We start from the raw sequence: 12,931 nt of genomic DNA on the forward strand, positions 1-12,931 counted from the left end.
CTTTCCGTCCAGGGGTGGTCCAGGGGGCGACGCGAAGCATCCGGGTGGGCAACGCGAAGGGCCCGACACGCGGTGCGGGCCGGGGTTTCCCAGAGTACGTCCACGCACGGACGATCACCCGGCGGAATCGGACGGGCCGCCCCCGGGGACGCGCGAGGGCCCGGCCCCGGAGTCGTTCGGACTCCGGGGCCGGGCCGTTCCCCGCAACCCCCGTGTGCGGTGCCCGGTCGCCCGCTAGTCGGTGGCGATGGCGTTCAGGACGTTCATCCGTCCCGCCCGGAAGGCCGGGATCAGCGCCGCGAACAGGCCCACGAAGGCCGATCCGACGAACACCCCGGTGATCGTCGGCCACGGGATCTCCAGGACCTTCAGGCCCTCCAGGGCGAGCAGCTGCTGCGCGGTCGCGCCCCAGCCCATCCCCAGCCCGAGGCCGAGCAGGGCGCCGAAGAGGGCGATGACCACCGACTCCATGCGGATCATGCGGCGCAGCTGGCGCCGCGACAGTCCGATGGCCCGCATCAGGCCGATCTCCCGGGTCCGCTCGACCACGGACAGGGCGAGGGTGTTGACCACACCGAGGACGGCGACGACGATCGCCAGCGCCAGCAGGCCGTAGATCATGTTCAGCAGCTGGCCGACCTGGTCCTTCAGGGCTTCCTTGTAGTCGGTCTGGTCGCGGACCTTGTACTGCGGGAAGTCCTGCATGGTGGTCTTCAGCGCCTGGTAGGCGGCCGCCTCCTGGCCGTCCTTCGCCGTGGCGAAGACCAGCTTGTCCAGCGGCATGTCCTTGGCCGGCACATACCTGGCCAGCGTGGCGACGGACAGGTACATCGCGCCCTGGTCGATGACGGCCTCGCTGCTGGTGATCGCGCGGACCGTGAGCTCGGCGGTGCGGCCGCCGGGCATCGTGACGGCGATCTGGGAGCCGAGGCGGATGCCGTGCTCCTCGGCGAACTCCTCGTGGACGGACATCGAGTCGGGCCGGTAGGCGTCGGCGAGCTCGCCCTGGACGGTCTCCTGGCGCACGTCCTTGACGTACGTCGGGTCGGCGGCCGTGAGCGCGGTGTCCTTGACCGTCCTGCCGTCGGGTGTGCGCAGGTCGGCCTCGAACCACTTGTACTCGGTGACGCGCTGCAGTCCCGGCGTGTCCTTGACCGCCTGGACCGCGTGCGGGGTGATCGGGTCGCCCTTGTCGTTCTGGACGATGAAGTCGGTGCCGACGCTCTTGTCGAGCTCCTCGGTCGCCGAGGCCACCATCGAGGAGCCCACCACCGACAGACACGCCACCAGCGCGAGCCCGATCATCAGCGCGGCGCCCGTGGCGCCGGTGCGGCGCGGGTTGCGCAGCGCGTTGCGCTCGGCCATCCGCCCGACCGGCCCGAACATCCGCAGCAGCACGGCGCTGAGGACCCGTACGACACCGCCGGCCAGCAGCGGGCCGATCACCACGAACCCGATCAGGGTCCCCACCACGCCCGCGCCCAGCCACAGCGAGCCGTCCTTGGCCGCATCGGCGGTGCCCGCGAGGTACAGGGCGTAGCCGCCGCCCCCGGTCAGCAGCAGGCCCAGCAGGGCCCGTACGGCACCCGCCTTGGCGTCGGCGGGGGTGCCGGCGTCGCGCAGGGCGGCCATGGGGGAGATCTTCCCGGCCCGGCGGGCGGGCAGATAGGCGGCCAGGACGGTGACGACGACGCCGAGGAACAGGCCGAGCGCCGGGGTGGTCCAGGCGATCGTCAGGTCGTCGGTGGACAGCTTCATGCCCATCTGGCCCATGAGCTTCATCAGCCCGATGGCGAGCCCCACGCCCGCCGCGGCGCCGAGCACCGAGCCGACGACGCCGAGCAGCAGCGCCTCGACGAGCACGGACCGGTTGACCTGCTTGCGGCTGGAGCCGATGGCCCGCATCAGGCCGATCTCACGGGTGCGCTGGGCGACCAGCATGGAGAAGGTGTTGATGATCAGGAAGACGCCGACCAGGAACGCGATCCCGGCGAAGCCGAGCATGGCGTACTTGATGACGTTCATGAACTCGCCGATGTCCTCGGCGTTCTCGTCGGCGACCTCCTTGGCGGTCTGCACCTGGTAGCCGCCGTCGAGGGCCGCGCCGACGTTCCGCTTGAGCTGCGCGTCGGTGACACCGGAGGCGGCGGTGACGTTGACGCCGGTGTAGACGCCGCTCTCGCCGACCAGCGCCTGCTGGGCGGTGCGGGTGTCGAGGTAGAACAGCGCGGCGCCGGGGTTGGTGACGGTGAACTCGACGATGCCGGAGATCTTCGCCCGGTGGGTGCCGACGGCGGTGATGACGCCGAGCTCGTCGCCGATCTTCAGGTCGTGCTTGTCGGCGGTGTCGGCGTCGACCATGACCTGGTCGGGGCCACGGGGCGCGGCACCGGAGTCGATCTTCATGGTGCGCGCCTCGTTGGCGTTCCAGTTGCCGACGATCGTCGGGCCGCCGCCGGTGGGGCCGAGGTCGTCCTTGTCGGCGTCGATGACGGTCACCGAGGTGGAGAAGACGCTGCCCTCGGCCGACTTCACGCCGTCGACGGAGCGCACCTCGTCCACGACGGAGGCCGGCAGCACCGGCGGCTTGCCGGTGTCGGAGGTGGTCTCACCGGTGCTCGACGCCTCCTTGGGGGTGACGGTGACGTCGGAGGAGGTGGCCTGGAACAGCTTGTCGAACGTGGTGTTCATGGTGTCGGTGAACACCAGGGTGCCGCACACGAACGCCACCGACAGCAGCACCGCCACCGCCGAGAGCGCCATGCGGCCCTTGTGCGCGAAGAAGTTGCGCATCGAGGTCCTGAGCACGGTCATGACGTGCGCCCCCGGGCGTCGAAGTCCTTCATGCGGTCCAGCACCTGGTCGGCCGTCGGGTGGTGCATCTCGTCGACGATCCGCCCGTCGGCGAGGTAGAGCACGCGGTCGGCGTAGGAGGCGGCGACGGGGTCGTGGGTGACCATGACGATGGTCTGGCCGAGCTCGTCGACCGAGCGGCGCAGGAAGCCGAGGACCTCGGCGCCGGCGCGCGAGTCGAGGTTTCCGGTCGGCTCGTCACCGAAGATGATCTCGGGCCGGGCGGCGAGCGCGCGGGCCACGGCGACGCGCTGCTGCTGGCCGCCGGACAGCTGCGTGGGACGGTGCTTGAGCCGCCCGGCGAGCCCGACGGTCTCCACCACCCGCTCCAGCCAGGCCCGGTCCGGTTTGCGGCCAGCGATGTCCATGGGCAGCGTGATGTTCTCCAGCGCGTTCAGGGTGGGCAGCAGGTTGAACGCCTGGAAGATGAACCCGATCCGGTCCCGGCGCAGCTGGGTGAGCTTCTTGTCCTTCAGGCCGGTGATCTCGGTGTCGTCCAGGTAGATCTGACCGCTCGTCACGGTGTCGAGGCCGGCCAGGCAGTGCATCAGGGTGGACTTGCCGGACCCCGAGGGGCCCATGATCGCGGTGAACTGGCCGCGGGCGATGTCCACGTCGACATGGTCGAGCGCGACGACACGGGTCTCCCCGGACCCGTACGCCTTGACGACCTGCCGCGCCCGCGCGGCAACGGCCGTACGCCCTCCAGCGCTCTGGTGCCCGGGAATGGTCACAGCCGATGTCACGGTATGTCTCCTCAGTCGGTGAGCGGTAGATCGTCCGGTGCCCCGCGTCGAGCGGTCCGGGATGCCGGTGAAGCGGTACGCCGTCGAGTCTGGCCCCCGAGAGGGGTCCGGCGCCCTGGGGCCGGACCCCCTCTTCTGCGGGGGAAAACCCCACCCCCCGAGGTGCGGTGAACCGCCCCCGTCGGCGTAGAGCCAGGCTAGGGACGGGGCCCGGTCCGCCTCGTCCTCCGGCGGTACGAACCCTCCCCGAGACGAAGTACGGAGGTACCCCTAGGGGAGTCCACCGGCAGGTGGACCCCGGCTCGGGGTCGCCTCCGCCCTGCGGCCCACCCAGGCTGCACCCTCCCGCCGCGTGAGGCTCAAGTGGGAAGCTGTCCGGCAGCAGATGGGTGCAAGGGCCAACGAACGCTCGGGAACCGGGAGGACACACACGTGGGCAGCATCAGACCCGCGCCGCAGGACACCACGGCACAGCAGGCCGCGCCGCAGCGGCGAGGAGCCGTCGTCGCCGCGCTGATGCTGGCGATGGCGCTGGCCGCCCTGGACTCCACGATCGTCTCCACGGCCGTCCCGCAGATCGTCGGCGACCTCGGTGGCTTCTCCGTCTTCTCCTGGCTGTTCTCCGGCTATCTGCTCGCCGTGACCGTCAGCCTGCCGGTGTACGGCAAGCTCTCCGACACCTTCGGCCGCAAACCCGTCCTCGTCGCCGGCGCCGCGCTGTTCCTGCTCGGCTCGCTGCTGTGCGCGCTGGCCTGGAACATGGGCGCGCTCATCGCCTTCCGCATCGTGCAGGGCCTGGGCGGCGGGGCGCTCCAGGGCACCGTGCAGACGCTCGCCGCCGACCTCTACCCGCTGGAGGAACGCCCGAAGATCCAATCCAAGCTGTCCACCGTGTGGGCGCTGTCGGCGGTGGCCGGACCCGCGGTCGGCGGGGTGCTCGCCGGGTACGCCGACTGGCGCTGGATCTTCCTGGTCAACCTGCCCGTCGGCGGCCTCGCCCTGTGGCTGATCGTCCGTCATCTGCACGAGCCGCAGCGCACGAGGGCGGCACGCGCGCGCGTGGACTGGGCCGGCGCGCTCGCCGTGTTCGCCTGCGGCGGAGTGCTGCTGACCGCGCTGGTGCAGGGCGGGGTGGCCTGGCCGTGGCTGTCGGCGCCCTCGCTCGGCCTGTTCGGCCTCGGGCTCGCGCTGGTCGCGGTGACGGTGGCCGTGGAGCGCCGGGCCGCCGAACCGATCATCCCCGGCTGGGTGTGGCGGCGGCGCACCATCGCCGCGGTGAACCTCGCCCTCGGCGCGCTGGGCGTGCTGATGGTGGCGCCCACGGTGTTCCTGCCGACGTACGCCCAGGCCGTGCTCGGCCTCGGACCGGTCGCCGCCGGGTTCGTGCTGTGCGTGTGGACGCTGAGCTGGCCGGTCGCCGCCGCGCACAGCCAGCACCTGTACCGGCGCATCGGCTTCCGCGACACCGCGCTGTGCGGCATCGGCACGGCCGCGCTGCTCCTGTGCGCCTTCCCCTTCCTGCCCTACCCCGGCCATGCCTGGCAGCCGACCCTGCTGATGCTGCTGCTCGGCGCCGCGCTCGGCTTCTTCCAGCTGCCGCTCATCGTCGGCGTGCAGTCCACGGTCGGCTGGTCGGAGCGCGGCACCACCACCGCCTCGGTGCTGTTCTGCCGGCAGACCGGACAGACCGCGGGCGCCGCCGTCTTCGGTGCCGTCGCCAACGGTGTCCTCGCCACCCGCCTCGGCGGCGCCGGCGACCTCGACTCCCTCACCCGCGCCCTGGACGGCGGCACCGTCCCCGAGGGCACCCGCCGGGCCGTCGCCGACGCCGTGCACGCCGTCTACTTCGGCGCGGCCGGCGCGGCGGCACTGGCGTTCCTGGTGCTGCTGTGCGTGGCACCGCGGAGGTTCGCGGTGCTGGGCGCGGACGAGGCGGCTCCGGCCGGGCGGTGACCGCGGAGCGCGGATCCACCGGGCCGGGCGGTGAGGTCGAAGCGCGGATCCACCGGGCCGGGCGGTGACCTCGAAGCGCGGATACACCGGGCCGGACGCCGCCCCGAAGCCCGAGCGGCACCCCGAAAAGTCGGAGTTAACGCGGGTAACACCGCAGGTCAGCAAGGCAACCGGTTACCGACCACTCGGTTTGTCGAAAACCGCACGGATCAAGTTCCCGGCGAGTAACGTGCGTGGCCCGCCACCCCTCTCCCTGCGGTCCGCCGCCCCGGACCCGAGCCGCGCAAGGAGCACCGGGATGTCCCACGACCCGTTCGCCCCCCACCCCCGCCCCGCCCCACCCCCCGCCGGCCCCAAACCACCCGCCTCCGCCACCTACCCCACCTACCCCTGGCAGCCCGCCGCGCCCGCCGGCCCCCCGGCCCCGCCGCCCACCCCCGTGCACGCCCCGCTCGGCCACCACAGCGACCTGCGGATCCTGCGCAGCGCCTACCGCTGGCAGCGCCGCACCGCCACCCTCACCGCCCTCGGCTACTTCGTCCTCTTCCTGATCCTGTCCGCCTTCGCCCCCGGCTTCATGACCCGCCCCGGCGCCGGCGGCCTGCCCGTCGGACTGCTCCTCGCCCTCGTCCAACTCCCCGTCACCTGGCTGGCGATCACCCTGTACGAGTACACCGCCCGCCGCTACGTCGACCCCATCGCCGACCGCATCCGCGCCCAGGCCCGCCTCGACGCCCGACGGGGGGCCGGCCGATGAGCGGCTTCAGCGACGACGCCCAGACCCTGTCCCTGCTCGCCTTCACCGCCGTCGCCACCGTCACCCTGCTGCTGTGCGTGATGACCGGCCCCGACCGCGACGACCTCGACGAGTTCTACACCGGCTACACCTCCCTGTCCCCCATGCGCAACGGCCTCGCGATCGCCGGTGACTACATCTCCGCCGCGACCGTCCTCGGCACCGGTGGCGTCATCGCCCTCTACGGCTACGACGGCATCGTCCTCGCCCTGAGCACCGCCCTGTCGCTGATGCTGCTGATGTTCCTGCTGGCCGAACCCCTGCGCAACGCGGGCCGCTTCACCATGGGCGACGCCTTCGCCCGCCGTATGCCCGGCCGCTCCGTACGCATCACCGCGTCCCTGGTCACGCTGGCCGCCCTGCTGCCGCTGATGCTGGTGCAGCTCGCCGGCACCGGACAACTCCTCGCCTTCCTCCTCGGCTTCTCCGGCGAGTCCGTCCGCACCGGCTGCATCATCGGCGTCGGCGCGCTGATGATCTCCTACGCGGCGATCGGCGGCATGAAGGGCACCGCCCTGATCCAGATCCTGAAGATGGTCATGCTGCTCGGCTCCGGAGCCGTGGTCGCCGCACTCGTACTGAACCGCTTCGACTGGGACCCGGCGGCCCTCTTCGGCACGGCCGCCGCACAGAGCGGCGCGGGCGACGCCTTCCTCAGCTCCGGCCTGGAGTTCGCCCACGGACCCCACCCCGAACTCGACATGATCAGCGGACAGTTGGCGGTCGTCCTCGGCGGCGCCTGCCTGCCCCACGTCACCATGCGCATGTACACCGCCTCCAGCGCCCGCCAGGTACGCCGCTCGATGTCCTGGGCGGTGTCCACCGTCGTCCTGTTCGTCCTGGTCATCACCGTCGTCGGCGTCGGCGCGACCGCCCTGCTCGGACGCGCCGCGATCGTCCAGGCCGACCCGCAGGGCAACTCCGCCTACCTCCTGGGCTCACGGGCCGCGTTCGGCGCCGACCTGTCCACGGCGGAGACCTTCCTGTTCACCACCGTCACCACCGCGGTCTTCCTGACGCTGCTCGCCTCCGTCGCCGGGATGATCCTCGCCTGCGCCAACTCCCTCGCCCACGACGTCTTCGCCACCCGGCTGCGCGAGATGTCCGGCCGCCACGAGATGGCCCTCGCCCGCGTGTCCGCTCTCGCGGTGGGCGCCCCGGCCATCCTGCTGGCCACGCTGGTCCAGCACCGCAGCCTCCAGCCGCTGGTCACGTTCTCCTTCTGCGTCGGCGCGTCCGCGCTGGCCCCCGCCCTCGTCTACAGCCTCTTCTGGCGCCGCTACACCCGAACCGGCCTGCTGTGCACCCTCATCGGCGGCACGCTGTCCGTCCTGGTCCTGATCCCCGGCACGAACCTGGTCTCCGGCTCCCCCGACTCCGCCTTCCCCGAGGCCGACTTCAACTTCTTCCCGTTCACCACGACCGGGCTCGTCACCATTCCCCTCGGCTTCCTCCTCGGCTGGCTCGGCACGGTGGCCTCCGGCCGGGGGAAGGCGGCCCAGCAGCGGCGGCAGTACGAGGCGGTGGAGGCGTGGATCCTGGCGGGAGCCGTCAGGAAGGGGTGAGGGGCGCGGGGAACTGCGCGAGCAACCCACGACCACCCCCAGCCCGACGACGGCACCACCACCCCCGAACCCGCCGAACCTCACTCCGCCGGCATACGACCACCCGTCAGCGCGGCGAGACTGCTGCGCACATGGTCCATATGGGCCTGCACGTCGTCCCACCGCTCCCCATGCTCACGCAGCACCCGTTCCGTCTCCCGAGCGATACGCTCCTCCCGCACCCGCGCCTCGGCGACAAGCTCCGCCGCACGCGCGTGGGCCTCCTCCAGCCGCCGCCGAGCCGACTCCTCGGCCTCGGCGAAAGCCTGCTCGGCCTCGCACAGCCCCGCCTCCGCACGGGCGACGAGCTGGGCGTGCCGCGCGTCCAGGGCGGCCGCGCGGGACGCGTAGCCACGCTCCGCGGCCGTCCACCGCTCGGTGTGCTCCCGGTGCTGGTCGGCCAGCACGGCGGCGGTGCGGTGCCGCATCTCCCGCAGGGCGGCCAGCGCCTGCGCGCGGCCCTCCTTCACCTCACGCCGGGTGGAGACCCGGATCTCGTCCGCCTCGGCGCGCGCGGCGAGCAGCCGCTGCCGGGCGCGTTCCTCCGCGTCCGCGCGCAGCGCCTCCGCCTCCTCCTCGGCCTCCTGGCGCACGACCAGGGCGTGCGCCTCGGCCCGCGCGACCTCTTCGCGCGCCTCGCGCCGCGCCCGGTCGCGGACGGCCGCCGCCTCCTCCAGCCCGAGCCGGAAGATCGTCCGCGCACGTTCCCCCAGAGAGTCGTACGTCTGCGGCGCGAGCCCCGCGACGGTCTCCCGCAACCGCCCGGCCTCGGCCTCCATCTCCTTGGCCAGCACGGTCAGCCGCGCCGCCCGCTCCCAGGCCGCGTCACGGTCCCGGCACAGCGCGGCCGTGAACCTCTCCACCTGGTCAGGGCGGTAGCCACGTCCCCGGACGGCCACGAAACCATGCGGCGACACCGGTGCGCTGCTCATCCTGGAACCCCTCTCCGCCGACCTGCGCCGTCTTTACGATGTCGCGCACATCTTGACGGCTAGGGAGGAAAGGTTCATAACGCGACACTCCGCGCACAGGTTACGCAGGCAGCGGAAAGGGGCCGCGACCGGCCGTCCAGCGACCGAACGCGACCCCTCCCACGACCGACTGACGCGGACTCAGCGACGCGGGGCTCGGTGACCCGGCGTCACAGCAGCCCGTCCCACATCTGCTCCAGCAGCACCGACCACCAGCTCTCCGGCGAACCCAGCGCCGCCGGGTCCAGCGAGGCCAGCTGCGCCTGGAAGTCGACGGTCCAGCGGCCCGCCTGCTCCTGGTTCAGACCGAAGCGCAGACGCCACATCCGGCCCAGCAGCGCCAGACAGCGCGCGAACTCCGGCAGCCCGGTGTTCACGAACTGCGGCGGCACCGGCGCCCCGCCGGGCCCCGCCTCCACCGGCACCGCGACGATGTTCGCCGTGCCGTACTGCACACAGATCGCCTTGCCGAAGTCCGTACCCATCACCAGGTACGACCCGGCGTCCGCCGCAGGCTGCACCCCGCGCTCGGCCGCCAGCTCCGCCAGCGTCGGCACCGGCCGCCCCGGCTGGGCCTGCGCCCAGAAGAACGGCCCCATGTCCACCGGCAGACCGGCCACCATCAGCGTGTGCGCCACCACCGGCGGCACACCCTGCCGGGACACCGCCGCCTGCTCGAACCGGAACACCCCCGGCCCGAACGCCGCCGCCAGCTCCTGACCCACCGCCTCCGGCGGCACCGGAGGCACCGGCTGCACCGGCGGCAGCGGCGCCCGCACCGGCGCCGGACGCGCCGGACCGTCCGCCACCTGGTGCAACTCGCCCTGATGCGCCAGCAGCTGCCGCATGCCCTGCTGCCGGCTGGCGTGATCCGTGCCGTACGGGGCGATCGACGTGATCCGCGCCTGCGGCCACTGCTCCCGGATCATCCGCGCGCAGTACGCACCCGGCAGCTCGCACGACTCCAGCTCCGTGTGCAGTTCCAGCACCTGGTCCGGGGGCACGTTCATCGCCCGCAGCTCGTGGAAGATCTGCCACTCCGGGTGCGGGGTGCCCGGCGCCGAACGCCGGATCAGCTGCTGCTCCGAGCCGTCCTGCGCGCGGTAGCGCAGCACGGCCTGGTAGCCCGGACCGACCGTGGGCAGGCCGGCGGGCGGCTGCTGCGGAAAGCCGTACGCCGGCGGGGGCGTACCCGGCACACCGGGGGCACCCGGAGGCTGCGGGGCGCCCGCAACTCCCGGCGCGCCAGGGGCCTGTGGCGGAGGCGGAGGCGCACCCGGACCGCCCACGGGCGGCGCGGCCAGCATCGTCTCCGCGTGATGCACCCCGCCCGGCGGCGTGCTGCCCGGCGGCCTGGGGGCACCGGGCGGCTGCGGCGCACCCGGAACACCCGGAGCGCCGGGGGGCTGCGGGGCACCCGGAGGCTGCGGCGCACCCGGCATGCCCGGAGCGCGCGGAGGCTGCGGCGCGCCGCCACCCGTACCGCCGACCTGGCTCGGATCGGCCAGCATCGTCGCCGCGTGATGCACCCCGCCGGGAGGCGTACCGCCCGGCGCGCCCGGCGGGTTGGGAGCAGCCGGAGCGCCCGGAGCACCCGGAGGCTGCGGACCGTCGGGGCCCAGCGCCGACACGAGCTGCGTGGGCACATAGCCGCTCCCACCCGGCGCACCCGCGCCCGGAGGAGGCGTACTGCCCTGCGGCGCACCCGGAACACCCGGAACACCCGGCGGCGGAGGCGGCGTCGCCCCACCCCGCGCCCGACGCGGCGGCGGCGTGGCCTTGCTGGTCGCGGCGTCGGCGATGTCCCCGGCGTTCGCCGCGAGCGGCCGCTCCGACGCACCGGCGGACGGCTGCCCGCCACCCGCACCGGCGGCACCACCCGGCGCACCAGGGACACCCGGCGCACCCGGCGCACCCGGCGGCGGCGTACCCGGCACCGACGGCGGCGTACCCGGCATCCCCGGCACCCCCGACGGCGGCGTACCCGGCACCGGAGGAGGCGTACTGCCCTGCGGCGCACCCGCCACAGGCGCGCCCGACGCGTCCGGGACCTCAAGCGCCGGCGCGATCGCCGTCGGCGGAAGCTGGCTGCCGCCCGACATCAGCGCCGTCTTGGCCTCCGGCGCCACCGGCGGCGGCGTGTCCGCACCGGCAGCGCTCAACGGCGGCGCGAACACGGTCTCCGGCAGCGGCACGGAACGGTCCTCACCGGCGTCGGCCCCATTGGTGTCCGTACCCGCCCAAGGCGTCGCCCCCGGCGGAGGCCCGCCCAAGGACCCGCCCGGCACCGGCGCACCCGGCCCCGACGCACCCGACCCCGACGCACCCGCGCCGCCCACCGGAACACCCGCCTGCGTCTGCGGCAACGGCACCCCGGCCTGCGTCTCCGGCAGCGCCCCGCTCCCACCGGACACCCCGGCGCCGGCAGCACCCCCACCGGCATCCGCATCGGCCCCGGCCCCGGCGTCCCGCCGGTCCGGCACCCCCATCCGGTCCGCCGCCTCCTGCAACCACTCCGGCGGCGTCAGCAGGAACGACGTCTGATTCAGATCGACCCGTGCCGGAGCCGGCGGCGGCACATCCGCCGGAGCCTCCGCACTCCCGCCGTACTCCTCCTCGTACCGGCGGATCACCTCACCCACCGGCAGCGCAGGCCACAACGTCGCCTCACCGCTGTCCCGCGCGATCACCAGCCGCTGGGCACCACCGTCCGAACGCGGCCCGTCCGCACGGTCCTCCGCCCACACCACGAACCCGAGGCCGAACTCCCGCACCCGCACCTCACGATGCTGATACGCCGGCACATCCCCGTTGATCCACTCCTCGGCGCGCTCCTGCGCCTGCGCAAACGTCACCATCGCGAACTCACTCCCCTGCCGCGACGGCCCGCGCGAACCCGCCGTCCACCATCAGATTCGCCACCGTCTCCAACTCCGGCGGAGAACCCGCCAGTCGGGACAGGAACACATCGAAGTCCTCACCACACGGCAGCAGAAGCCGCTCCACCCGCTCGGCCGGCGACCACGACGGATCCACATCCCGCGCATCGTCGTACGCGCAGAACCACACCGAACCGACCCGCTCGCCCTTCACCTTCACCGCCAGCAGACCGCCCTGCACAAAGGCGACACCCAGATAGTCCTTGGTCAGATGGTCCCGCAGACACTTGTTCACATAGACCAGGTCATTGACCGCCGCCTCGTCCCGCACCGTGAAGAACGGCTGGTCCACCAGCAGCCCCAACTCCGCGTCCAGCGCCGTCCCCACCGGCGCACAGCCGCCCGCCGCCTTCAAGAACGCACGGTAGGCACCCGGCAACCGGTACCCCAGGTCCTCCTCGACACCCTGCACCTGCGCCTCGGTCACCGCGACACCCGACTTCGGCAGCCCGAAGTGCGCCGGCCGCGTCTCCTGCAACGGCCGCGTACCCCGCTTGCCCTGGTCCACCGCCGCCGTCGCCACACCACCGTGATGCCGCAACAACGCCTTCACCTCGACCGGAACCAGCTCCAGACGCCGCGTGCCCGCCACGTGATGCCACGTCCAGCCATGCGGAGTCGCCACCGCCGGCACCGTGTCCCACAACTCATGACCCGAAGCGGACAAAGCGGCATTCGCCGACACATAGTCCGTCAGCCGCAGCTCATCGACACCGAAACCCTCCGGCGGATCAGCGATCTCCGCCACCGCACGCGCATACGGAGAGAAATCGGGATAACCCCGCTCATCCACCCGCACCCCAGCAGGATGACGAGCCGCACGCACCGGATCCGGGAAATGCACGACCTGCCCGGCATAGGCCGCGTTCGGCGGCGCGGCTGACTGCCCGAGCCGACCTGTCGTCATGGCGGTTGCCCCCTGCGGCACTCTGTACGACCCGTAGTCGCCGGCCCAACGCCGACCCTGCCCACCACGGCCCGTATCCGACTTGTCTCCGACACGCTGACCGCTGTCACCAACGCATCGACCGCACTGTCGCGGTGCCGACAGCCTATGCGGTACACCTCC

The 12,931-nt window shown here is 73.0% G+C and carries 8 protein-coding genes; 3 read left to right on the plus strand and 5 right to left on the minus strand.

The features are described from left to right. Positions 1-234: 234 nt before the first annotated feature. Together ACSU6M_RS14140 and ACSU6M_RS14145 are read right to left on the minus strand one after the other, a co-directional pair. The gene (locus ACSU6M_RS14140) at positions 235-2,814 is read right to left on the minus strand and encodes an ABC transporter permease (protein WP_437070058.1); all 2,580 of its coding nucleotides are present in this window, start codon (positions 2,812-2,814) and stop codon (positions 235-237) included. Next, positions 2,811-3,599 carry an ABC transporter ATP-binding protein gene (locus tag ACSU6M_RS14145; protein ID WP_437070059.1) on the minus strand — a complete coding sequence of 263 codons (789 nt, stop codon included), beginning with the start codon at positions 3,597-3,599 and terminating at the stop codon, positions 2,811-2,813. The genes ACSU6M_RS14140 and ACSU6M_RS14145 overlap by 4 nt, the downstream gene beginning before the upstream one ends. Positions 3,600-4,031: 432 nt before the next feature. On the opposite strand from ACSU6M_RS14145, the gene ACSU6M_RS14150 reads away from it, so the two are divergent. From ACSU6M_RS14150 to ACSU6M_RS14160, 3 genes are all read left to right on the plus strand, one after another. After that, positions 4,032-5,552: an MFS transporter gene (locus tag ACSU6M_RS14150; RefSeq protein ID WP_437070060.1), complete on the plus strand. Its 1,521-nt coding sequence runs from the start codon at positions 4,032-4,034 to the stop codon at positions 5,550-5,552. Between the two features lie 298 nt (positions 5,553-5,850). Further along, positions 5,851-6,309, plus strand: coding sequence for a DUF485 domain-containing protein (locus tag ACSU6M_RS14155; RefSeq protein ID WP_437070061.1), 459 nt, complete (start codon positions 5,851-5,853; stop codon positions 6,307-6,309). Then, positions 6,306-7,913 carry a cation acetate symporter gene (locus ACSU6M_RS14160; RefSeq protein WP_437070062.1) on the plus strand — a complete coding sequence of 536 codons (1,608 nt, stop codon included), beginning with the start codon at positions 6,306-6,308 and terminating at the stop codon, positions 7,911-7,913. The genes ACSU6M_RS14155 and ACSU6M_RS14160 overlap by 4 nt, the downstream gene beginning before the upstream one ends. 80 nt (positions 7,914-7,993) lie before the next feature. Here the strand turns inward: ACSU6M_RS14160 and ACSU6M_RS14165 are convergent, their stop codons facing one another. The 3 genes from ACSU6M_RS14165 to ACSU6M_RS14175 form a co-directional block, all read right to left on the minus strand. Beyond that, the gene (locus ACSU6M_RS14165; RefSeq protein ID WP_437070063.1) at positions 7,994-8,884 is read right to left on the minus strand and encodes a cellulose-binding protein; all 891 of its coding nucleotides are present in this window, start codon (positions 8,882-8,884) and stop codon (positions 7,994-7,996) included. Positions 8,885-9,093: 209 nt separating this feature from the next. After that, positions 9,094-11,781, minus strand: coding sequence for an SUKH-4 family immunity protein (locus tag ACSU6M_RS14170; RefSeq protein WP_437070064.1), 2,688 nt, complete (start codon positions 11,779-11,781; stop codon positions 9,094-9,096). Positions 11,782-11,788: 7 nt separating this feature from the next. Continuing rightward, entirely contained in the window at positions 11,789-12,769 is a 981-nt protein-coding gene (locus ACSU6M_RS14175; protein ID WP_437070065.1) for an SMI1/KNR4 family protein, read from the minus strand. Between the last annotated feature and the right edge of the window lie 162 nt (positions 12,770-12,931).

This window comes from Streptomyces sp. enrichment culture (genome assembly GCF_964272895.1).
Classification (GTDB): Bacteria; Actinomycetota; Actinomycetes; order Streptomycetales; family Streptomycetaceae; genus Streptomyces.